At 64.5% G+C, this 22689-nt stretch carries 17 protein-coding genes and 1 tRNA gene; 16 read left to right on the forward strand and 2 right to left on the reverse strand.

The window, feature by feature from the left end:
* Positions 1 to 37: 37 nt before the first annotated feature.
* Entirely contained in the window at positions 38 to 814 is a 777-nt protein-coding gene (gene hisF, locus ACP4XC_RS08615; RefSeq protein WP_427174494.1) for an imidazole glycerol phosphate synthase subunit HisF, read from the forward strand.
* Between the two features lie 126 nt (positions 815 to 940).
* On the opposite strand, the gene ACP4XC_RS08620 is transcribed toward hisF, so the two are convergent.
* Positions 941 to 1585, reverse strand: a complete 645-nt coding sequence (locus ACP4XC_RS08620; RefSeq protein ID WP_427175060.1) for a TIGR03085 family metal-binding protein — start codon at positions 1583 to 1585, stop codon at positions 941 to 943.
* A 101-nt stretch (positions 1586 to 1686) separates the two neighbouring features.
* Between ACP4XC_RS08620 and hisI the strand changes: the two genes are divergently transcribed.
* The 11 genes from hisI to pyk all read left to right on the forward strand — a co-directional run bounded on the left by hisI (position 1687) and on the right by pyk (position 17012).
* Positions 1687 to 2112: a phosphoribosyl-AMP cyclohydrolase gene (gene hisI, locus ACP4XC_RS08625; RefSeq protein WP_427174495.1), complete on the forward strand. Its 426-nt coding sequence runs from the start codon at positions 1687 to 1689 to the stop codon at positions 2110 to 2112.
* A gap of 88 nt (positions 2113 to 2200) precedes the next feature.
* Entirely contained in the window at positions 2201 to 3787 is a 1587-nt protein-coding gene (locus ACP4XC_RS08630) for an anthranilate synthase component I (protein ID WP_427174496.1), read from the forward strand.
* On the forward strand, positions 3787 to 4431 hold the full coding sequence (locus ACP4XC_RS08635; protein WP_427174497.1) for a Trp biosynthesis-associated membrane protein: 645 nt from the start codon (positions 3787 to 3789) through the stop codon (positions 4429 to 4431). Before ACP4XC_RS08630 ends, ACP4XC_RS08635 begins: the two co-directional genes overlap by 1 nt.
* 66 nt (positions 4432 to 4497) lie before the next feature.
* Positions 4498 to 4785 carry an HGxxPAAW family protein gene (locus ACP4XC_RS08640; protein ID WP_427174498.1) on the forward strand — a complete coding sequence of 96 codons (288 nt, stop codon included), beginning with the start codon at positions 4498 to 4500 and terminating at the stop codon, positions 4783 to 4785.
* 2 nt (positions 4786 to 4787) lie between these two features.
* The gene (trpC, locus tag ACP4XC_RS08645; RefSeq protein WP_427174499.1) at positions 4788 to 5606 is read left to right on the forward strand and encodes an indole-3-glycerol phosphate synthase TrpC; all 819 of its coding nucleotides are present in this window, start codon (positions 4788 to 4790) and stop codon (positions 5604 to 5606) included.
* Positions 5607 to 5694: 88 nt separating this feature from the next.
* Positions 5695 to 7014: a tryptophan synthase subunit beta gene (gene trpB, locus ACP4XC_RS08650; RefSeq protein ID WP_427174500.1), complete on the forward strand. Its 1320-nt coding sequence runs from the start codon at positions 5695 to 5697 to the stop codon at positions 7012 to 7014.
* Positions 7011 to 7820 carry a tryptophan synthase subunit alpha gene (gene trpA / locus ACP4XC_RS08655; RefSeq protein ID WP_427174501.1) on the forward strand — a complete coding sequence of 270 codons (810 nt, stop codon included), beginning with the start codon at positions 7011 to 7013 and terminating at the stop codon, positions 7818 to 7820. The genes trpB and trpA overlap by 4 nt, the downstream gene beginning before the upstream one ends.
* A gap of 3 nt (positions 7821 to 7823) precedes the next feature.
* Positions 7824 to 9119, forward strand: a complete 1296-nt coding sequence (gene lgt, locus ACP4XC_RS08660; protein ID WP_427174502.1) for a prolipoprotein diacylglyceryl transferase — start codon at positions 7824 to 7826, stop codon at positions 9117 to 9119.
* A gap of 263 nt (positions 9120 to 9382) precedes the next feature.
* A complete protein-coding gene (gene gltB, locus ACP4XC_RS08665) occupies positions 9383 to 13999 on the forward strand; it encodes a glutamate synthase large subunit (RefSeq protein WP_427174503.1) in 4617 nt (1538 codons plus the stop codon).
* The gene (locus tag ACP4XC_RS08670) at positions 13992 to 15449 is read left to right on the forward strand and encodes a glutamate synthase subunit beta (protein ID WP_427174504.1); all 1458 of its coding nucleotides are present in this window, start codon (positions 13992 to 13994) and stop codon (positions 15447 to 15449) included. Before gltB ends, ACP4XC_RS08670 begins: the two co-directional genes overlap by 8 nt.
* A 72-nt stretch (positions 15450 to 15521) precedes the next feature.
* Positions 15522 to 17012, forward strand: coding sequence for a pyruvate kinase (gene pyk, locus ACP4XC_RS08675; RefSeq protein ID WP_427174505.1), 1491 nt, complete (start codon positions 15522 to 15524; stop codon positions 17010 to 17012).
* Between the two features lie 181 nt (positions 17013 to 17193).
* Here pyk and ACP4XC_RS08680 read toward each other — a convergent pair whose 3' ends face one another.
* Entirely contained in the window at positions 17194 to 17799 is a 606-nt protein-coding gene (locus ACP4XC_RS08680) for an ANTAR domain-containing response regulator (protein WP_427174506.1), read from the reverse strand.
* Between the two features lie 208 nt (positions 17800 to 18007).
* Between ACP4XC_RS08680 and ACP4XC_RS08685 the strand changes: the two genes are divergently transcribed.
* From ACP4XC_RS08685 to ACP4XC_RS08700, 4 genes are all read left to right on the forward strand, one after another.
* A tRNA-Leu gene (locus ACP4XC_RS08685) sits at positions 18008 to 18089 on the forward strand.
* A 492-nt stretch (positions 18090 to 18581) separates the two neighbouring features.
* Positions 18582 to 18710: a hypothetical protein gene (locus ACP4XC_RS08690; RefSeq protein WP_427174507.1), complete on the forward strand. Its 129-nt coding sequence runs from the start codon at positions 18582 to 18584 to the stop codon at positions 18708 to 18710.
* 372 nt (positions 18711 to 19082) lie between these two features.
* Positions 19083 to 20051, forward strand: coding sequence for an AAA family ATPase (locus ACP4XC_RS08695; RefSeq protein ID WP_427174508.1), 969 nt, complete (start codon positions 19083 to 19085; stop codon positions 20049 to 20051).
* A 223-nt stretch (positions 20052 to 20274) separates the two neighbouring features.
* A complete protein-coding gene (locus ACP4XC_RS08700) occupies positions 20275 to 22581 on the forward strand; it encodes a S8 family peptidase (RefSeq protein WP_427174510.1) in 2307 nt (768 codons plus the stop codon).
* Positions 22582 to 22689 lie beyond the last annotated feature (108 nt).

The raw sequence follows: 22689 nt of genomic DNA on the forward strand, positions 1-22689 counted from the left end.
CTACGCAATTCCCCTCCAGCAATCCTCAGGAGAAATCATGGCTGTAGCCGTACGAGTCATTCCGTGCCTGGATGTGGATGCCGGCCGCGTGGTCAAGGGCATCAACTTCGAAGGTCTCCGCGACGCCGGGGACCCCGTGGAGCTTGCGCACCGTTACGACAACGGCGGTGCTGACGAACTGACCTTCCTGGACGTGACGGCGTCGTCCGGCAACCGCGAGACCACCTTCGATGTGGTCCGCCGGACCGCCGAGGAAGTCTTCATTCCACTTACCGTGGGCGGGGGAGTCCGGGGCGTCGCCGAAGTGGACAAGCTCCTGCGCTGCGGGGCGGACAAGGCCTCCATCAACACCGCGGCCGTGGCCCGTCCGGATGTCATCGACGAAATCACCAGGCACTTCGGCTCCCAGGTCCTGGTGCTGTCCGTTGACGCCCGCCGCACCCGCCCCGGATCCGAACCAACGGCGTCGGGCTTTGAGGTCACCACCCACGGCGGCCGGCAGGGGACCGGCATTGACGCCGTCGCGTGGGCCCGCGAGGCCGCCGACCGCGGCGTGGGCGAAATTCTGCTGAACTCCATCGATGCCGATGGCACCAAGGACGGCTTCGACCTCGAGCTGATCAAGCTGGTCCGGGCCGCGGTGCGGGTCCCCATCATCGCTTCCGGCGGTGCCGGGAAACCCGGGCACTTCCCGCCTGCCGTTGCGGCCGGAGCGGACGCCGTCCTGGCGGCGTCGGTCTTTCACTTCGGACCACTGGACATGATCTCGCAGGTGAAGGCGGCCATCCGGGACGCAGGCTTCGAAGTCCGCTAGCAGGCCCGGCCAGTTCGGCCAGGACAATCCAGAATTCAAGACGCGGGACCCCTGACCGGAGTCAGGGGTCCCGCGTTGATCGTTTGAGGAGTGTGTTCTTGACGGACGTCGTCTGACGGAGCGTCCTCAGAGGCCCACTTCGGCGGACTGGAGGAGCGCGACGGCGTCGGGCTGGCCCTCGAAGGTCACCAGCGCGTGGCGGGTGCGGCCGTGGGCATGCATCAGCAGTTCCCCGGGCTCGCCGACGATTGCGACGGACACCGGCGCGCGCTTGGCCACATGCCGGGGCCCGGACGGACGCACCAGCACAATGCCGAGGTCCACGCCGCGGTACAGGATGGCGGCGCGCTTGATGAGTTCATCCCACAGTGCATCCGAATAGGCCTCGTCCAGGGCCCGCGGCGCCCAGCGATCCACCGCGCGCCGGACGTCCTCGGTATGCACGAAATATTCGATGAGATTCGCGCTCTCGTCCAGGGCCTTGATCTTCAGCGGCGAGAGCGCCGAAGGACCCGCGCGGAAGGCGTTGACAAGCCGCGTGTAGTCCTCGGGGGTCTTCAGTTTCGCGGCCAACTTGGCGGTGGCTTCATCCGAGGCCTTTGCCAGCCTCTTGATCAGCAGGCCGAGCCCAACGGCCGCTTTGCGCTCCCTCAAGTAGAGGTGGGCGGCGAGGTCGCGCGTGCGCCAACCCCTGCAGAGCGTGGGTGAGTCAGGGCCGGCCGCAAGCAGGGTTTCGGCCAGGACTTCTCGGGACGGATCGACGAAATGCATCACTTGTGAAACTAGCACGAGACGGCGCCGGTTGCGCAGTGGAAGCGCCGCAGAAGTCGGTGCTCATCTTCACACTTCGGTGAGGCACTAGACTTGAGCTGATGTCTGAGCAGCCCGCCCCCGCCCCCGCAAGCGTTCCAGGATCCCTTGGAGCCCCTGAACCGGCCGGAAACGTCCTTCCTGCCGGGCTGGCCGCCACCCTCAAACGCGACAGCGCCGGCCTCGTCGCGGCCATCGTCCAGCAGTACGACACCCACGAGGTGCTGATGCTGGGCTGGATGGATGACGAAGCCCTGAACCGGACCATGACCACCGGCCGGGTGACGTTTTACTCACGCTCCCGCCAGGAATACTGGCGCAAGGGCGATACTTCCGGCCACGTCCAATGGGTGAAGTCCGTGGCCCTTGACTGCGACGGGGACGCCCTGCTGGTCCGCGTGGACCAGGTGGGCGCTGCCTGCCACACCGGGACGCGGACCTGCTTCGACGGCCGGGACCTCGACGTCGTGACCGGGAACGCCGGCTAGCCGGAAGACCGGACAACCACCGCTGGCCCGCGCATCAGCCGGGCAGCAGACTCAGGCATTACAGAAGAACAGGCGGAGAACCATAACCATGCAGGACCTTGGAATCATCAGCCCGGGCCTGGAGGAATTCCGGGAACTCGCAGGCCACAGCCGGGTCATCCCCGTGCGGCTCAAAGTCCTGGCCGACGCGGAAACGCCCATCGGCCTGTACCGGAAGCTGGCCCAGGGCCAGCCGGGAACCTTCCTGATGGAATCCGCGGCCGTGGGCGGATCATGGTCGCGCTACTCCTTCATCGGCGCAAAGTCGCGCGCCACCCTCACCACCAAGGACGGACAGGCTTACTGGCAGGGCGAGCCGCCCGCGGGCGTGCCCGTGAGCGGAAACCCGGTGGAAGCGATCCGCGACACCATCGAGGCGCTGCGCACCGAGCGTTTTGACGGCCTGCCGCCCTTCACCTCCGGACTGGTGGGATTCCTGGGCTGGGAGACTGTCCGCCACTGGGAGAAGCTCACCAGCCCGCCCGAGGATGACCTGGAACTCCCGGAAATGGCGTTGAACCTCGTCACCGACATGGCCGTCCACGACAACATGGACGGCACCGTGCTGTTGATCGCCAACGCCATCAACTTCGACAACAGCTCCGAGCGCGTGGACGAGGCGTGGCACGACGCAGTGGCGCGCGTCAAGGATCTCCTTGCCCGGATCAGCGCCCCCGTCCGGCAGCCCGTTTCGGTCCTGGAACCGGCTGCCCTGGACTTCGCCTCCAGCGTGCAGGAACGCTGGAACGAACCCGACTACCTCGCCGCCCTTGACCGCGGCAAAGAGGCAATCGTCGACGGCGAAGTCTTCCAGGTGGTCATCTCCCGCCGCTTTGAAATGGAATGCAACGCCGACCCCCTGGATGTGTACCGGGTGCTGCGCAACACCAACCCGAGCCCGTATATGTACATCTTCAGCCTCGAAGACGCCGAAGGCCGCGGCTACAGCATTGTTGGCTCCTCCCCGGAAGCGCTCGTGACAGTCACAGGCGAGGAGGTCATCACCCATCCGATCGCAGGCTCCAGGCCGAGGGGCAAGACCGTCGAAGCGGACAAGGCCTTCGCCGAAGAACTCCTGGCGGACCAGAAGGAACGCGCCGAGCACCTGATGCTGGTGGACCTCTCCCGCAACGACCTTTCCAAGGTCTGCGTGGCCGGCACCGTCGATGTCACCCAGTTCATGGAGGTGGAGCGCTTCAGCCACATCATGCATCTGGTCTCCACCGTGGTGGGCAAGCTTTCCCCGAAGGCCAAGGCCTACGACGTCCTGAAAGCCACCTTCCCGGCCGGCACGCTGTCGGGCGCGCCCAAGCCCCGGGCCATGCGGCTCCTGGACGAACTCGAACCGCACCGCCGGGGGATCTACGGCGGGGTGGTGGGCTATCTGGACTTTGCCGGCGACATGGACATGGCCATCGCCATCCGGTCCGCCCTGCTGCGTGAAGGCCGGGCGTACGTCCAGGCCGGCGGCGGGATCGTGGCTGACTCCGTCAACCCCACCGAAGCCCTGGAAACCGTCAACAAGGCCGCCGCGCCGCTGCGCGCCGTGCACACGGCGGGCTCCCTGCACAACGTCACCGCCGAATCGGTCACGGAGCAGGGCGATTCGACCGGCCCCGCCGTGGCAGGGCACTGATGAACGTCGAACCGGAAACCACACGAGTCAAGCCGGCAAGGAGCGGACCGCCAGCCTGGGCCCGCAAGTCCACGCTCGTTCTGCTCATTGCCGCCATGGCATTGGCCGCCTTTGGAACCACCACGCAGACGTGGCTGTTCGTTCACCTTGATCCGGCCCAGCTGGGCCAGGCGGTCAGCACCCAGGACGGCCTGCAGGTCCAAGGCAGCAAGGCCGCCACCACCGTCACCGCTCTTGCGCTGGTGGCGCTGGCCGGCGGACTCGCCGCATCAATCGCAGGGCGGGTTTCGCGCTGGATCATCACCGCCATCATCGTCCTGGCCTCCGCGGGGATTGCCGCCGCGGCCGCGACGGTCCTTGCCAATCCTTTGGCTGCGGCCCAGGGCTCCATCGCCTCGGCCACCGGCATTACCGGGAGCAGCGTGCAGGTGGATGCCAGCGTGTTCCCGGCCCTCGCCGTCGTCAGCGGTCTGTTCCTGGGACTCGCCGCGTTGCTGATCATTCCCGCGAGCCGTTACTGGAAGACCCGGACCAAGTACGACGCCGCGGCTGCCGGGGCGCGCGGCGCCTCCGGCCAGCAGGCCGGCCCGACGGACGAGATTGACAGCTGGGACAGGCTGTCACGGGGCGATGACCCCACGTAAGCCGATGTCCAAGGCCCGGCTAAAAAATGGCAGAATGTAAGCAGTATTCATCCTGAGGAGATTCACATGAGCAAAGCCACTGTTTCCGCATCCAAGTCCGCTGCCCCTGCGGGAGTAAACACCGGCGTCGACCACAGCGCAGACCTCGGCCACGGCAACAGCCCGGCAGCATGGACGTGCGTGATCGTTATGCTGGTCGGCGCGCTTATCGCGGCGATCGCGTTTGTCATCGCCAGCACGCCCATCTTCATTGGCGGCGCCGTCGTTATGGTCATCGGACTGCTTCTCGGCTGGATCATGCGCAAGGCCGGCTACGGCGTGGACGGCAGCAAGCTCAAGAACTCCGGCCACTAGTAGTGACAGTTCTCGATGACATCAATGCCGGTGTCAGGGAGGATATGGCGGCACGCAAGCGGCTCGTCTCACTCGCGGAGCTGAAGGAACGCGCGGACGCTGCCGGGCCGGCCCGGGATGCCTGGTCCGTCCTGGGCGGCAACGCATCCCCGCGCAACGAGCTCAAGGTGATCGCTGAGATCAAGCGGCGCAGCCCGTCCAAGGGCCACCTTGCGAGCATCGCCGACCCCGCCGAATTGGCGGTTCAGTACGCCGATGGCGGAGCTTCCGTGATCAGTGTCCTCACCGAACAGCGGCGTTTCAACGGATCCCTCGCAGACCTGGACGCTGTCCGGGCGGCTGTGGATATCCCGCTGCTGCGCAAGGACTTCACCCTGGACGAATACCAGATCTGGGAAGCGCGCGCGCACGGGGCCGACCTCATCCTGCTCATCGTCGCGGCTCTTTCGGACTCCGAGCTCCGCGACTTCAGCCAGCTCACCAGGGAGCTGGGCATGAATGCCCTGGTGGAAACCCACACGGCCGAGGAAATCGAACGCGCCGTTGCTGCCGAAGCCCGCATCATCGGGGTGAACGTGCGCAATCTGAAGACGCTCGACGTCGACCACTCCGTTTTCGCGTCGCTGGCCGGCGGGATACCGCCGGAAGCGCTCGTGGTTGCCGAATCGGGGGTCCGCGGCGTTGAGGACGTGCGGCACTACGCCGCGAACGGCGCCAACGCCATTCTCGTGGGCGAGGCGCTGGTGAGCCACGCGACGCCGCGCGAGCGGATTGGCGAATTTGCCGCTGCAGGCGCGGAAGCCATCGCAGCCCGGCTCTGACAGGAGGCCCGTCCGGGCCGCAGGCAGCTGCGGTCTGGACGCTGCCCGAAAATTTCTTATGAAACAGTGGAACAGGATGGTGAGACCGATGGTCGACGCGCCAACAGCCGGCTCTGATGAGAGCACCGCGGACGCATTTCTGCAAGGAGACCGGTCCCTGCGCCACGCGCCGGGTCCCTACTTCGGCTCCTACGGCGGGCGCTGGATGCCCGAATCGCTCATTGCCGCCCTGGATGAGCTTGAGGACACCTTCGAGAAGGCAAAGGCGGATCCGGAGTTCATCGCTCAGATCGCGGACCTGAACAAGAACTACTCCGGCCGCCCCTCCTTGCTCACTGAGGCCAAGCGCTTCTCCCAGCACGCCGGCGGAGTCCGCATCTTCCTGAAGCGCGAGGACCTCAACCACACGGGCTCGCACAAGATCAACAACGTGCTGGGCCAGGCTCTGCTGGCCAAGCGCATGGGCAAGACCCGCGTTATCGCCGAAACCGGCGCGGGCCAGCACGGGGTTGCCAGCGCAACGGCAGCCGCGCTGCTTGGCCTCGAGTGCGTTGTCTACATGGGCGCCGAGGACTGCCGGCGCCAGGCCTTGAACGTGGCCCGCATGGAACTCCTCGGCGCCACCGTGATTCCAGTGACCAGCGGCTCACAGACCCTGAAAGACGCCATCAACGAGGCGCTCCGGGACTGGGTGGCCAACGTCGACAACACCCACTACCTCCTCGGAACGGCCGCAGGCGCCCACCCCTTCCCGGCTATGGTCCGTTACTTCCACGAGGTCATCGGCGAGGAAGCCCGCGCCCAGATCCTGGAGCAGACAGGCCGGCTTCCGGACGCCGTCTGCGCCTGCATCGGCGGCGGCTCCAACGCCATCGGCATCTTCCATGGCTTCCTGGATGACCCGTCCGTGAAGATTTACGGCTTCGAGGCCGGCGGCGAAGGCGTGGACACCGGCCGTCACGCCGCCACCATCACCCTCGGCAAGCCCGGCGTCCTCCATGGCGCGCGCTCCTACCTCATGCAGGACGACGACGGCCAGACCATCGAGTCCCACTCCATCTCGGCCGGACTGGACTACCCCGGCGTTGGCCCGGAACACTCCTACCTTGCCGACATCGGGCGTGTGACGTACGAGCCCATCACCGACAGCGAAGCCATGGAGGCTTTCCGGCTCCTGTGCCGCACCGAAGGGATCATCCCCGCCATCGAGTCCGCGCATGCACTGGCTGGGGCCATCAAGGTGGGCCAGCGGCTCGCCGCCGAGGGCGGAAACGCAGCAGAGAAGATCGTGGTCGTCAACCTGTCCGGGCGCGGCGACAAGGACGTTGCCACCGCCGCGGAATGGTTCGACCTGCTGGACAAGGATTCGCCCGAAGCCGTCATCGCCAAAGAGGGGGAACAGCTGTGAGCATCGCCCAGACCACCAGCAAATCGGCAGCCGCCATTGACAAGGCCCGCGCAGAAGGCAGGGCGGCCCTCATCGGCTACCTGCCCGCCGGCTACCCCAGCGTGGAGCAGACCATCGCAGCCGGCATCGCGCTGGCCGAGAACGGTGCCGACCTGATCGAAATCGGCATCCCGTACTCCGACCCCGTCATGGACGGCCAGGTCATCCAGGCCGCCACGACCGAGGCCCTGGCCAAGGGCTTCCACGTCAGCCAGGTCTTTGACGTGGTGGCCGGCATCACCGGCAAGACCGATGCCGCCGTCCTGGTCATGACCTACTGGAACCCCGTGGTCCGGATGGGGGTTGACGAGTTCTCCCGCCGTCTCGCCGAAGCCGGGGGAGCCGGGCTCATCACCCCCGACCTGATTCCGGACGAGGCCTCCGAATGGATGGCAGCCTCCGACAAGTACGGGCTGGACCGCGTATTCCTCGTGGCGCCGTCCTCCACGCCCGAGCGCATGCGCCGGACCGTCGATGCCAGTCGCGGCTTTGTTTACGCCGTGTCCATCATGGGTGTCACGGGTGCACGCACCTCCGTCAGCAGCGCCGCGGAAGGCGTTGTGGCTGCCGCGCACGCGGCAGGAGCGGAACGGGTTTGTGTGGGCCTCGGCGTCTCCAACGCGGAGCAGGTCCGCGAAATCGCGGCCTATGCCGACGGCGTCATCGTGGGAACGGCCCTCGTGGCCGCTATCCGCGACGGCGGCGTGGATGCGGTGGCGGCATTGACCAAAGATCTCAGCACCGGCCTGACCAGGGAAGAAGCCTAAGCAATGCAGAGTGTCCTCCACGCAGTGGCCATGGTTCCCGCCAGCATTCCGAGCCCGGCCTGGTCCGGTTTCGACATTCCGCTGCCGTGGGGGTCGCTCCGCATCCATGCCTATGCCCTGTGCATCCTGGCCGGCATCATCGCTGGCCTGTGGCTGACATCCGTCCGCTGGACCAAGCGCGGAACGCCTGAGGGCAGCCTGTGGGACATCGCCATCTGGGCCATCCCCTTCGGCATCGTCGGCGGACGTCTCTACCACGTGTTCTCCTCTCCCGATGCCTACTTTGGCCCGGGCTTCGATGGCACGGGGGACCTCTCCCTGATTCCGCAGATCCAGCGCGGCGGCCTGGGAATCTGGGGAGCCGTGGTCCTGGGCGCCTTCGGCGCGTGGATCGGCTGCCGCCGGGCCGGAGTCAAGCTGACGGCGTTCCTGGATGCAGCCGCTCCCGGACTGCTGCTGGCCCAGGCGATCGGCCGCTGGGGAAACTATTTCAACCAGGAACTTTTCGGCGGACCCACCACTCTTCCCTGGGGTCTGCAGATCGATCCCAATAACGCGAACTTCCCTGCCGGACTGCCCGCGGATACCCTCTTCCACCCCACGTTCCTCTACGAATCATTGTGGAACCTCGTGGGCGTGGTGATCCTGATTGCCCTGGATCGGAAGTTCACCTTCCGCCGCAGCCGCCTTTTCTGGCTGTACGCCATGTATTACACGCTGGGCCGCGTGTGGATCGAGGCCATGCGCATCGACGACGCGCAGCAGATCACTCTCCTGGGCATCACCACCCGGCTCAACGTCTGGACCAGCATCATCGTCTTCGTGGCGGCACTGGCTGCGTTCATCGTGCTGGGCCTCAGGAAGCGCACCGAACCGGACACCGCCTACCTGCCGGGCCGCGGGCCTGACGCTGATGCTGCGCCGGACACGGCTGACCTGGCCGCTGAGAGTGCCGCCGGCGGTGGTGCCGTGGCCCGGGGCCGCACCTCCGTGGATGACGCCGACTCCGTCGGGGCGGTCGACGCACGCGTTCCAGCCGACGTCGTCACCGACGACGAGAGGCTAGCGGCCGTTCCCGCTGGCGGCAAAAGAATCCGCCATTCGGACGCGGGTGTCTCAGATAGTGAATCCCGTGATAATCTCCCTGATAACCAAAGCGGTCCGGGCCAGGCTTCTGCCCCAGCTGAAGCGGTGACGGATTCGACTGAAGGCACCAAGCCCGCCAAGGCTTCGCCGGCAGCCTCGGGATCCGCTCGCCAGGACACCGGATCCGCGTCGGACGCCGACCGAACCAAGTAGTCGGCACCGGCAAAACCGGGCAGCAGGGTCACCGCCCGCAGCGCCCGTATCCACAGCGTCGTGGCACCAGGGCTTTCTCCATCAGCACAGAGCTGCCGGTGGGTCAAGCCCGGGTCAGGGACCTGCGTAACTGTTAGTTCAGCAGGCCTGTCTGGCCTACAATTTCCAGTAAGTAACACTTTGTTGTGCCCATCACACCGGCACCGCGAGTGGGGCCAACGTTGTCCCTTCCATACGCACGATCAGGAGGAAGGACGTCTCCCATGACCCAAACTCTTCACAGCCCCAGTTGGTCCGAGCCAAACCAGTCCGGGGACGTCTTGTCGCCGTTCAAGCGCTTCGCCGCGCTCCCGGAGGCAGCCGGACTGTACAACCCGGAGCACGAGAAGGACGCCTGCGGCCTCGCCATCATTGCCACCCTCCGGGGTGAGCCCGGCTACGACATCGTCGATGCCGCCCTGACCGCACTGCGCAACCTCGAGCACCGCGGTGCCGTTGGAGCCGATGAAGGAACGGGCGATGGCGCCGGCCTGCTGATGCAGGTGCCGGACGAGTTCTTCCGCGCAGTCGCCGAGTTCGAGCTCCCCGCACCCGGGCAGTACGTGGTGGGCACCGCCTTCCTGCCTGCCGAACAGCGCGAATCCGACGCCGCCAAGGCCGGCATCGAGGCACTCGCAGCCGACGAGGGCCTCACCGTCCTCGGCTGGCGCGAAGTCCCTATTGTCGCCGATCTCGTCGGTGCCATGGCGCGGGCCTGCATGCCGTACTTCGCCCAGCCGTTCTTCGCCTCGAGCACGGGCGAACAGCTGGAGCGCAATGAACTCGACTCACGCGCCTGGCGCATCCGCAAGCGTGCGCAGAACAAGTTCGGCGTGTACTTCCCGTCGCTGTCCTCGCGGACCATCGTCTATAAGGGCATGCTGACCACCGCCCAGCTGGAGCCGTTCTACCCGGACCTGTCGGACAAACGCTTCAAGACCAAGCTCGCAATCGTCCACTCGCGCTTCTCCACCAACACGTTCCCGTCCTGGCCGTTGGCCCAGCCGTTCCGCACCATCGCCCACAACGGTGAAATCAACACCGTCAAGGGCAACCGGAACTGGATGCGCGCACGGCAGTCGCAGCTGGCCAACCCGCTGCTGGGGGACTCGCCGGAAGAGCTGTACCCGATCTGCACCCCGGGCGCTTCCGACTCGGCGTCCTTCGATGAGGTAGCGGAGCTCCTCTGGCTTTCCGGCCGGCCCATCACGCACTCCATCATGATGATGATCCCCGAGGCGTGGGAAAACCACGCCACCATGGATCCGGCCCGCCGTGCCTTCTACGAATACCACTCGCTACTGATGGAACCGTGGGACGGCCCCGCCGCCGTCTCCTTCACCGACGGCAACCTTGTGGGTGCAACCCTGGACCGCAATGGCCTGCGTCCGGGCCGTTACTGGATCACCGAGGACGGCCTGGTCGTCTTCGCCTCGGAGGTGGGCGTCATCGACGTCGAGCCCTCCAAGGTGGTCAAAAAGGGCCGGGTGTCACCCGGGAAGATGTTCCTTGTGGATACCGAGGCCGGCCGCATCATCGGCGATGAAGAGGTCAAGGCCGAGGTCGCCGCGGCGAACCCCTGGGCCGAGTGGGTCAAGGACAACCTGATCGACCTCAAGAACCTGCCAGAACGCGAGCACGTGGTGCACACGGCCGCCTCCGTGAACATCCGCCAGCGGACCTTCGGCTACACCACCGAAGAACTCAAGATCCTGTTGGGCCCCATGGCCCGCACCGGTGCCGAGCCCCTCGGTGCGATGGGTTCGGACACACCGGTTGCCGTGCTTTCCAAGCGGCCCCGGCTCCTGTTCGACTACTTCGTGCAATCCTTCGCGCAGGTGACCAACCCGCCGCTGGACGCCATCCGCGAAGAACTGGTCACGTCCCTCATGTGCGCCATCGGCCCGAACGGGAACCTGCTGGATACCAAGCAGGTCCGTCAGCCGCAGGTTTCGCTGCCGTTCCCGGTGATCAACAATGACCAACTGGCCAAGATCGCCAACATCGAAAGCCCTGACGGCGACCGGGTCGCCATGAAGGTCCGTGGTCTCTACCGCCCCGAAGGGGGCGAGAACGCCCTGCGTGCGCGGCTGACGGAGATCTGCGAACAGGTTTCGGGTGCCATCAACCGCGGGGTGCAGTACGTGGTCCTCTCGGACCGTGACTCGAACGCCCAGTGGGCGCCCATTCCTTCGCTGCTGCTCGTCAGCGCCGTGCACCACCACCTGCTGCGCAGCGCCAACCGGACCAAGACCGCGCTGGTGGTCGAGGCCGGCGACGTCCGCGAAACGCACCACGTCGCGGTCCTGATCGGTTACGGCGCATCCGCCGTGAACCCTTACCTGGCCATGGAATCCGTGGAACAGCTGATCAGCAACGGCGACGTGGTGGGTGTTACGCCGCAGGACGGCGTCTACAACCTCATCAAGGGCCTGGGCAAGGGCGTGCTGAAAATCATGTCCAAGATGGGCATCTCCACGGTGGCTTCCTACACCGGCGCCCAGACGTTTGAGGCCCTGGGCCTCGGCCAGGAGCTCGTGGATGAGTTCTTCGCGGGAACGCACTCCCAGCTCGGCGGCGTGGGCCTGGACGTCATCGCCGCCGAGGTTTCGGCCCGGCACCAGATGGCCTACCCCGAGGGCGGCATTGAACTGCCGCACCGCCCGCTCCTTGGCGGCGGCGAGTATCAGTGGCGCCGCGACGGCGAACCGCACCTTTTCAACCCCGAGACCGTCTTCCGGCTCCAGCACGCCACGCGTGAACGCCGGTATGACATCTTCAAGGCGTACACCCGCGGGGTGGACGACCAGTCCGAGAACCTCATGACCCTCCGGGGGCTGCTGAAGTTCAAGGCCGGACTGCGGCCGGCGGTCCCGCTTGAGGAAGTGGAGTCCGTCTCCAGCATCGTCAAGCGGTTCTCCACCGGGGCCATGAGCTACGGCTCCATCTCCAAGGAAGCCCACGAAACCCTGGCCATTGCCATGAACCGGCTGGGCGGCAAGTCCAACACCGGTGAGGGCGGCGAGGACGTGGACCGCCTGCTCGATCCCGAGCGCCGCTCGGCGGTCAAGCAGATCGCCTCCGGACGGTTCGGCGTCACCAGCCTGTACCTCAGCAACGCCGATGACATCCAGATCAAGATGGCGCAGGGCGCGAAGCCCGGCGAAGGCGGCCAGTTGATGGCGCAGAAGGTCTACCCGTGGGTGGCCCGGACACGTCACTCGACCCCCGGCGTGGGACTCATCTCACCGCCCCCGCACCATGACATCTACTCGATCGAGGACCTCGCGCAGCTCATCTACGATGCGAAGCGTGCGAACCCCTCGGCCCGGGTCCACGTCAAGCTCGTTTCCGAAGTGGGGATCGGCACGGTTGCCGCCGGCGTCACCAAGGCGAAGGCCGACGTCGTGCTGGTTTCCGGTCACGACGGCGGTACCGGCGCCTCGCCGCTGAACTCGCTCAAGCACGCCGGTGTGCCGTGGGAGCTGGGGCTCGCAGAGACCCAGCAGACCCTGATGCTCAACGGCCTGCGCGACCGCGTGGTGGTGCAGGTGGACGGCCAGCTCAAGACCGGCCGCGACGTGGTCATCGCCGCGCTGCTCGGCGGCGAGGAGTTTGGCTTTGCCACCGCTCCGCTGGTGGTTTCCGGCTGCATCATGATGCGCGTCTGCCACCTGGACACCTGCCCTGTGGGCGTTGCCACGCAGAATCCGGAACTCCGGTCCCGCTTCACCGGCAAGCCTGAATTCGTGGTGAACTTCTTCGAATTCCTCGCCGAGGAAGTCCGGGAAATCCTCGCGGAGCTTGGCTTCCGCAGCCTGGAAGAGGCAATCGGCCACGCCGAAATGCTGGACACCCGGGAGGCGATCAACCACTGGAAAGCTGAAGGGCTGGACCTGGATCCCATCCTGCACGGCCTCGAATTCGATGACGACGCTCCCATGCGGAACCTCACCACGCAGAACCACGAGCTGGACAAGCACTTCGACCAGCGGCTGATCACCATGGCGGCCGAGGCCCTGACGGACCGCAGCCCGGTGAAGATCAGCGTCAACGTGATCAACACCGATCGTTCCGTGGGCACCATGCTGGGTCACGTGGTGACCAAGACGTTCAGCACCGATGTGCTGGCAACGGACACCATCGACATCACCCTGACCGGAACCGCCGGCCAGTCCTTGGGCGCCTTCCTGCCTGCCGGCATCACGCTGCGCATGTTCGGCGATTCCAACGACTACGTGGGCAAGGGCCTGTCCGGCGGACGCATCATCGTCCGCCCCGACCGGACCAATGTGTTCAAGGCTGAAAGCAACGTGATCGCCGGAAACGTGATCGGCTACGGAGCAACCAGCGGCGAGATGTTCCTCCGCGGCCAGGTGGGCGAACGCTTCCTGGTCCGCAACTCTGGCGCCACCGCGGTGGTTGAGGGCATCGGCGACCACGGCTGTGAGTACATGACCGGCGGCCAGACGCTGATCCTCGGCCGCACCGGCCGCAACTTCGGCGCGGGCATGTCCGGAGGCACGGCCTACGTGCTTGACCTGCAGGTCTCCCGTGTCAACAAGGAGGCGCTCCAGTCCGGCGAACTCCAGCTCCGCGAGCTCGACGCCGAGGACCGTGACATCGTTCACGGGCTCCTGGTCAAGCACCTCGAGGAGACTGAATCCCTGCTCGCGGCGCAGCTGTTGGAGAACTTCGACGACACTGCAGCCCGCATTACCAAAGTGCTGCCGCGGGACTACGCGGCTGTGCAGCAAACCCGTCTCGACGCCATCGAAGAGGGCCTTGACCCCGATGGCGAAGAAGTTTGGTCTCGAATCCTGGAGGTGACCGGTGGCTGATCCACGCGGATTTCTGAAAGTACGTCAGCGTGAAACCCAGCCACGCCGTCCCGTTCCCGTCCGCATCATGGACTGGAAGGAAGTTTACGAATCGCAGGAGAAGGGCGTCCTGAAGGCCCAGGCCGGCCGATGCATGGATTGCGGCGTGCCGTTCTGCCATCAGGGCTGCCCGCTGGGCAACCTGATTCCCGAATGGAACGACCTGGTCTGGCGGGACCGCGGCGAGGAAGCGGTTGAGCGGCTGCACGCCACCAACAACTTCCCCGAGTTCACCGGACGGCTCTGCCCGGCCCCGTGCGAGGCATCCTGCGTGCTCGGCATCAACCAGCCGGCCGTCACCATCAAGCAGGTGGAAGTCTCCATCATCGATGAGGCCTTCGACAACGGGTGGGTCAATCCCTTGCCGCCGACCCGCTTGACGGGAAAGACCGTGGCTGTTGTGGGCTCCGGCCCCGCCGGCCTGGCCGTTGCCCAGCAGCTGACCCGGGTGGGCCACACTGTTGCCGTCTACGAGCGCGACGACAAAATCGGCGGGCTGCTGCGTTACGGCATTCCGGACTTCAAGATGGAAAAGGAACAGGTTGACCGCCGCCTTGAGCAGATGAGGGCCGAGGGCACGCGATTCCGGACCGGGGTGGCCGTTGGAACGGACGTGACCTGGGAGCAGCTGCGCAGGCGTTACGACGCAGTGGTGGTTGCCACTGGCGCCACCGTGCCGCGGGACCTGAAGATCCCCGGCCGTGGACTCGATGGCGTCCATTTCGCCATGGACTACCTCGTTCCGGCCAACCGTGTGGTGGCGGGGGAGACCGTCGAGAACCAGATCAACGCCAAGGGCAAGCACGTCATCATCCTCGGCGGCGGCGACACCGGCGCGGACTGCCTCGGCACAGCCCACCGGCATGGAGCCGCCTCCGTAACCACGCTGGCCATTGGCAAGCAGCCTTCGGCCGAGCGCACCCCGAACCAGCCCTGGCCCACATTCCCCACTCTCTTTGAGGTGGCGAGTGCGCACGAGGAAGGCGGCGAGCGTACCTACCTTGCCTCCACCGTGGAGTTCGTCGGCGAAAACGGCAAACTCACGGGCGTGAAGGTGGCCGAGACTGAATTCGTGGACGGCAAGCGGCTCCCCAAGGCCGGCACCGAGCGCATCATCCCCGCGGACCTGGTGCTCCTCTCACTCGGCTTCACGGGAGCGGAACCGGCCGGCATCACCGAACAGGTGCATGCCGAGTTCGACGGCCGCGGAAACGTGGCCCGGGACGGCTATTACATGACCAACACCGAGGGCGTGTTTGTGGCGGGCGACGCCGGCCGCGGCCAGTCCCTCATTGTATGGGCCATCGCCGAAGGGCGGGCCTGCGCGGCGGCTGTGGACAAGTTCCTGATGGGAACAACCATCCTTCCCGCACCTGTGGCCCCAACGGACCGCGCCATCGCCGTTCTTTAGTCATATTCGGGGGCCTCGGAAGTTCACCTGCGGTACAACTCCAATCCAGAAACAGACCAATAGGGTAGGTATATGAGACGCGCTAAGATCGTGGCAACATTCGGACCGGCTATTTCCAGCTTCGAGAACACTCTCGCAGTAGTGGAAGCCGGCGTGGACGTGGCACGCATGAACATGAGCCACGGTGACTATTCCGTGCATGACATCACCTATGAGAACGTCCGGAAGGCTTCCAAGCAGCTTGGCAAGCCCGTGGGCATCATGGCCGACCTCCAGGGGCCCAAGATCCGTCTGGGCCGCTTCGTGGACGGTCCGCATCTCCTGGCCGTCGGTGACATCTTCACCATCACCACCGAGGATGTGCCCGGCACTAAGGAGATCTGCTCCACCACGCTGAAGAGCCTCACCGAGGACGTCAACGTCGGCGATGCCCTCCTGATCGACGACGGCAAGGTGGCCATGCGCGCCATCGAGGTGGACGACGTCAAGGTGGTGGCCCAGGTGACTGTGGGCGGCATGGTCTCCAACAACAAGGGAATCAACCTTCCCGGCGTTGCCGTGAACGTTCCCGCGCTGAGCGAAAAGGACGAGGACGATCTTCGCTGGGCCATGCGCCGTGGCGTTGACATGGTTGCCCTCTCGTTCGTCCGCGATGCCACGGACATCAAGCGCGTCCACGAAATCATGGACGAGGAGGGTCGCCGAGTGCCGGTGATCGCCAAGATCGAGAAGCCGCAGGCCGTGGAGCAGCTGCACGAGATCATCGACGCCTTCGACGCCATCATGGTGGCCCGTGGCGACCTCGGTGTGGAGCTGCCGCTCGAAGAGGTTCCGATTGTCCAGAAGCGCGCCATTGAACTGGCACGCCGCTGGGCCAAGCCGGTCATCGTGGCCACCCAGGTCCTTGAGTCGATGATCGACAACCCGCGCCCCACCCGTGCGGAGGCTTCGGACTGCGCCAACGCGGTGCTCGACGGCGCCGACGCAGTCATGCTCTCGGGCGAGACCAGCGTGGGCAAGTACCCGATCGAAACCGTCAAGGTGATGGCCCGGATCATCGAGTCCACCGAAGTGCACGGCCTTGAGCGCGTTCCTCCGCTGGGCACCAAGCCCAAGACCCGCGGTGGCGCCATCACCCGTGCCGCCGTCGAAATCGCCGACCAGCTGGATGCGAAGTACATTTGTGCTTTCACCCAGTCCGGTGATTCGGCACGCCGCCTCTCGCGCCTGCGTCCCGTCAAGCCCGTTTTTGCCTTCACTCCGGTGGAGCACGTCTGGAACCAGCTGTCCCTGACGTGGGGAATTCAGCCGGTCCTGGTTCCCATGGTGGACCACACCGACGAAATGACGGCCCAGGTGGACCGCAGCCTGCTGGAACTGGACCTCGTGGAAGATGGCGACCTGGTGGTCATCGCCGCCGGTTCCCCTCCCGGAAAGGCCGGTTCCACGAATTCGCTCAAGGTCCACAAGGTGGGGGACCTTACCGACTCCGGCCGCTCCGGCGAAGGGGTCAGCAACAGGGAAAAGCTCGGACCGTGGCCCGAAAAGAAGAAGAAGGCCTGATAACGGTCCGGCGTAAGCCGCACTGAAAAACGGAGCTTCCCGCCGGTTGGCGGGAAGCTCCCTTTTTGTGTTCATCCAAGTGAGACGGGGCTTAGACGCGGGCTTTTGAGGGCCGCCCTCATTCCGACGGCGGCCGGCGAGTCGTTCATCGAGGCGGCCGGCCGTCGTCGGGCGCTACGTGTTAGTTGACCTGGTTGATGATGGTTTCGGCGACCTCGCGCATGCTGAGGCGGCGGTCCATGGAGGTCTTCTGGATCCAGCGGAAGGCCTCCGGCTCGGTGAGGCCCATCTTGGTGGTCAGCAGGCTCTTGGCGCGCTCCACGAGCTTGCGGGTGGCGAACTGTTCCTGAAGGTCGGACACCTCGTTTTCGAGCGCCTTGATCTCCTCGTGGCGGGACAACGCGATCTCCAGGGCGGGGATCAGATCCGCAGGGGTGAAAGGCTTAACAACGTAGGCCATGGCGCCGGCGTCGCGGGCACGCTCCACCAGTTCCTTCTGGCTGAACGCCGTCAGGAGCACCACGGGGGCGATGCGGGCCTTGACGATCTTTTCGGCTGCTGAGATGCCGTCCATAACCGGCATTTTGACGTCCATGAGAACGAGGTCGGGCTTCAGTTCTTCGGCAAGCTGGACGGCCTTCTCGCCGTTGTCCGCTTCGCCGACGACGTCATAGCCTTCGCCCCGGAGGATTTCGATGATGTCCAGGCGGATCAGTGTTTCGTCTTCGGCAACGATGACGCGGCGGGCCGGCTGGGATGTGGGGTTTGACTCCGTCGATTCTGACACGGGAACTCCTTGAAAAGGTACGGCGGGAACTAGACCATCTTAGTTGTGCCCGCTGATGTACTTGGAACTGCATGGGTTCGTTGCGGCGGCGCTGGCGCGATTCTGGAATTCAGCCTATCTGCATGTAGAGTAATTCCGCGCACTGGAAGCAATCGCGTTGCTCACAACTGCCTTGTGGGTTTAGGATTGTTGCTCCTGTGTTATCCGCGCCCGAGTGGCGGAATTGGCAGACGCGCCGCACTCAAAATGCGGTATCGAAAGGTGTGTGGGTTCGAGTCCCACCTCGGGCACGTGTTTTCCCTGTTCAGGGGCTTGTGGGCCTCTGAGTGTGCACAAATCTTCTCTGATGGGCCCCGTCGGGGCCCATTTTTACTGGTGGCCGTTGCTGTGGCCGCGTGGCTCCTCTCTTTGCTTGGACAGCGTCCTCGTTTGAACGGCGGTGTTGCTTCGTACTCCTTCATGGCGGGGGAGTGCTTGAAACTGCATGACTTGCTGCGAGTGGACCGGGCGACCCGATCGAGTTCGGTGACGACCAGGGTGGCCCGCCCCGGACAGCCGCCACGGCGGGGTGTTCCTTGACAGCGGTGACGGTGGCTGAGAGGTAGATTGACCGCTAGGGGTGTGTGGATGAGATGGGGGAGCTTCTGTGCAGTTGGTGGCGCACTTGAACGGTGAGCTGGTCGACGCGACTCAGAGGGCCCACGAGCCGTGGCGTGACATGATGAATGACCCTGGGCTTCAGGGACCTGGTGTTGGTAGGCTGCGGGGGGCCGTCTTGTCACGTGAAGGGCTGGCAATTCTTTGAGCACTACCCTTCCGTCGAATGCGTCATCGAGCATAAGTCCGAGTCCGACCGGCACCTGGTGATGAATCGGGCGCTGAAGGACTGGATCGACGCGGCGGACGCCTGACGCGAGTGTAAGGACGTGATCAGCGGACGTTGGGTGGCCCTGCTCCCGCCGGCCAGGTGTCCTAATAAATGTCCGTCGGCTTGCGTTGTTTGCGGCGCTTCCCAGCCTTTTGCTTTTCATCCTTGTTCCGGGACTTGGCAATGGGACTTCTTGATCAAGAACGCGGGCTTCAGCCGACAGGTGGGATCATTGAGGGTTGTTGGGATCTGCACGAAGCCCGCAGTGCACCATTTCTGGATCGCCGAGACCGGAAGGTGTGAGCAACGACGCCTGCGCTTCAACTCACTTTGTAGGCGAGGCTTTCCCTGGCGGCAGTTGGGCGCATCGTAGGATTGTCGAGGACAATGTCCATCACTAGAGGAAGGGGGAGGCATGGCTGGGCTCGGGGAGCACATTACCGCGATGGTCCGTAGCCATGCCTCGGGCGACGACGCCGCCTTCTATTCAGTAGCCCTCCAAATTGCGGCGCGTGAAGCCAAACAAGGTCACCATGTGCTTGCCGGCGACATCAAGAAGGCTGTCGACTCCTCACGTGAGCGCACTCCGCTAACCAACGTCACCACGCTTACTCAACCACGTGGCGAGCTGGCCGAGATTGTTGAGGCGTCAAATCCCGAAGTCCACCTCCGTGAGTTGGTCGCGCCCGTTGAATTGGTGGGGCAGATCAAGCAGGTGCTAGCCGAACAACGTCAGCGCAAGAACCTACTTGATCATGGATTCGCGCCAGCACATCGGCTGCTGCTCGAAGGGCCGCCCGGTACTGGAAAAACGATGACTGCATCAGTGCTGGCTACGGAACTCGCCCTGCCAATGTTCACGGTGCGACTGGACGGTCTTCTGAGCAAATTCATGGGAGAGACCGCGGGCAAGCTCCGCCTCGTGTTCGAAGCGGTCGCCCAACGCCGAGCGGTTTACTTCTTCGACGAGTTCGACGCCCTCGGCGCCGACCGGTCCGGAAACGATGTCGGTGAGGCTCGTCGCATCCTGAATTCCTTCCTCGTCTTCCTGGAAGAGGCAAGCTCGGAGTCAATTTTGATCGCCGCAACAAATCACCGCTCAATCCTCGACCGAGCATTATTCCGCCGATTCGACGCGGTCATGACATATTCACTCCCAGACGCACGTCAGGCGGTCGCAGTGATCAAGGCTCGTCTGGGATCGCTCGCTGCCGGAACAAATATGGCCAAGCTTGGTGAGTACACCGACGGCCTCAGTCATGCGGACCTCGTGAAAGCAGCGGAGTCCGCGGCCAAGTCAGTGCTCATGCGCGGCGAAACCAAAGTTTATCGCGAGGACATTGTCACTGCGCTGAACGCACGGCGAACGGCTAGCCTTGACTGATCCGTCTCGACACCATGACCACCTCTATGTGCAGGGTCATGCCGCAACTCAAGACTTCCACTGCTCCGGCGGGGGACCGGCGAAGCTGAAGCTGGTAGACCGCGGCGGCCATGGAACGAAGCTTGTAGGAGAAGCAGACAGCACCTTTGCGACAAGCGACGCAGAACGACTGTCCCTGCAGCTTTCTGAAGACGATCTCCGCGCCCTCGGAACTGTCCTCGTATTGGAGGGCAACGACGCCGCCTACCCATTAAAGCTCGACTCGCTCAACAGACTGACCACGCACACAAGGCAACCAAAGAAGCCCCGTTGGATGCTGCTATCGGTACGCCCACCCACGGACACCAGCCCAGAGCAGGCAACCGTATGGGTTGCCGACGAACATCGCGCGGTCTTCCTCAAGCTCTTCCAGGACTACCTCGATGTCTCGACCGCCCTTGGAAACCCGAAGAACCGAGAGCTGATTGCGAACATCTCACGCATCCGGACGGCCGTTCTTACTGATCTTTGGACGTCCGATGGCGAACCCCCTGTTCACGGGAAGCACTGGTGGGAAGTCTGGCTCGACGCGACAAGTCAGCACGTCGATACGATCCATGGATACGCTGCCGCCTACAATCTTCGTGCCCTACCTCGATCCATCCGGCTGCGGGATCGGGTCGTGTTCTGGATTGAAGCTACCTGGGCGCAGCTCGAAATCCTGCCGTTCACCGCCGTACCGCTTGCGGAGATCCGACGACCGGAGTTCATCGAGACGGTTGAAGACCTTCCCCTAGACGAGCAGAACGAGTACGTCGTCGATCTTGCCGACCGGATCGTTCAAGCCCGTGATGACGCCCCGGCAGTCTGCCATCTCGATACCGGGGTGCTGCGCACCCATATCCTCCTGAACTCATCCCTCGCAGAGTCCGACCACCACACGATCATTGGCGTCTCGGGCAATGACGTCCACAAAAGCGGCCACGGAACCTCAATGGCGGGCCTGGCTCTCTTCGGCGACCTCGACCAGTACCTCCAAGGCGCCCAACCGGTGAATCTGCTCCACCGCCTTGAATCTGTGAGGATGTCGCCGGCGTCCGAAGAAGCCGACATCGATCCGCTCGATTACGGAAGCGCCACCGTTCAAGCCGTGGCCCTCCCGGAAATCGCACATTCGCGACGTCGTGTCTTCTGCCTCACTCTCAGCACCCGACCGGATAACCCGGGTGAGCCGACTCTCTGGTCAGCGGCTGTCGACGCTCTCGCCGTCGGCACCGACTCAGCCCGCGATGGCGACCAGTTCGAACTGATTTCGGCTCCCGACCCCGATGCGGCTCGGTTGATCCTCGTCGCGGCGGGCAACGTCGATGACTACAAGTCCGACTACCGCGCCAATTCCGAGGTCTCGGCTGTGGACGACCCCGGTCAGTCCTGGAATGCCCTAACCGTGGGTGCGTACACCGAACTGACAGACACCCCGCAACACCCTCAGTATGCCGGCTGGGTTCCGCTCGCCAACGCCGGAGAACTGTCACCGCACAGCCGCACCTCTCATTTGTTTGGCCAACGTAAATGGCCCATCAAGCCCGACATCTGCATGGAAGGCGGGAACGTTCTCAGCGACGGCAATCAGATGTTCGAGCCGAAGCTACCAAGCCTCTCGCTGCGCTCCACCAGCAACGCGAACGACAGCGCCCTTACCTCTGCGAACGCCACGAGCGCCGCCACCGCCCAGGCCTCGAGACTCGCGGCCCTGGCCATGGGCCGGTACCCCGAGTACTGGCCCGAAACCGTTCGTGGACTCCTCACGCACTCAGCCGAGTGGAGCCCTGCGATGAACGCCGAAGTCGAGTCGAATTCCTCAAAGACTGCCCGGCTCCAGCTTCTCCGGAACTACGGATGGGGCGTTCCTACCGAGGAAGCCGTCCTCAACTCCTCGAACCGAGCGGTCACCTTGGTGACACAGGATCAGTTCGTGCCGTTCGACGGCCAAAGTTTCGCAATGAGGCGCTTCCGGCTCCACAAACTCCCTTGGCCCACCGAAGTACTCCAAGAACTCGGGGCGAACGATGTGCGACTGCGCATAACATTGTCGTATTTCATTGAGCCCACGGCCTCTCGCCGTGGGTGGCGACAGCGTTACGCCTACGCGTCACACTCGCTTCGCTTCGATCTCCAAGGTCCCCTTGAGACACAGCAGGGGTTCATATCGCGGATCAACCGAGAGGCTCAGTCGGATGAAGACGGCGGCGCGTCACGGAGCGGTACCACGTCCGACCGCTGGCTCCTCGGCGAGAATCAGCGGAAGCTCGGATCTCTCCATCAGGATGAATGGCACGGCACCGGCAGCGAGCTTGCCATGTGTAACTCCGTCGCTGTCTATCCTGTTGGGGGTTGGTGGAAGAACAATAACCGCGCCGACAGACGCGACTTCCCTGTCCGGTATGGACTACTCCTGTCCTTGACGACCGCAGAACAGGACATCGATCTGTATACGCCGATTGCCACTCAGTTACGCATTCCTATTGCGACTGAAATCTCTGGCACCTGATCAACTTGGAGTTCCGGCGCAAGTCGACCGGAGTCGCTTGTGTCTCCAACAACTTGTCAAAAGTTTCCCCATGGTCCGACGCGGTCGTACGACAGCGATCGAGAGCAA

The sequence above is a fragment of the Arthrobacter sp. 92 genome (assembly GCF_050260325.1).
In the GTDB taxonomy this organism is placed as follows: Bacteria; Actinomycetota; Actinomycetes; order Actinomycetales; family Micrococcaceae; genus Arthrobacter.

Excerpts from the sequence above, each read along its gene's own strand:
- hisF (WP_427174494.1), top strand. The coding sequence starts at position 38 with ATGGCTGTAGCCGTACGAGTCATTCCGTGCCTGGATGTGGATGCCGGC.
- ACP4XC_RS08620 (WP_427175060.1), bottom strand. The coding sequence starts at position 1,585 with ATGCATTTCGTCGATCCGTCCCGAGAAGTCCTGGCCGAAACCCTGCTT.
- hisI (WP_427174495.1), top strand. The coding sequence starts at position 1,687 with ATGTCTGAGCAGCCCGCCCCCGCCCCCGCAAGCGTTCCAGGATCCCTT.
- ACP4XC_RS08630 (WP_427174496.1), top strand. The coding sequence starts at position 2,201 with ATGCAGGACCTTGGAATCATCAGCCCGGGCCTGGAGGAATTCCGGGAA.
- ACP4XC_RS08635 (WP_427174497.1), top strand. The coding sequence starts at position 3,787 with ATGAACGTCGAACCGGAAACCACACGAGTCAAGCCGGCAAGGAGCGGA.
- ACP4XC_RS08640 (WP_427174498.1), top strand. The coding sequence starts at position 4,498 with ATGAGCAAAGCCACTGTTTCCGCATCCAAGTCCGCTGCCCCTGCGGGA.
- trpB (WP_427174500.1), top strand. The coding sequence starts at position 5,695 with ATGGTCGACGCGCCAACAGCCGGCTCTGATGAGAGCACCGCGGACGCA.
- lgt (WP_427174502.1), top strand. The coding sequence starts at position 7,824 with ATGCAGAGTGTCCTCCACGCAGTGGCCATGGTTCCCGCCAGCATTCCG.
- gltB (WP_427174503.1), top strand. The coding sequence starts at position 9,383 with ATGACCCAAACTCTTCACAGCCCCAGTTGGTCCGAGCCAAACCAGTCC.
- pyk (WP_427174505.1), top strand. The coding sequence starts at position 15,522 with ATGAGACGCGCTAAGATCGTGGCAACATTCGGACCGGCTATTTCCAGC.
- ACP4XC_RS08695 (WP_427174508.1), top strand. The coding sequence starts at position 19,083 with ATGGCTGGGCTCGGGGAGCACATTACCGCGATGGTCCGTAGCCATGCC.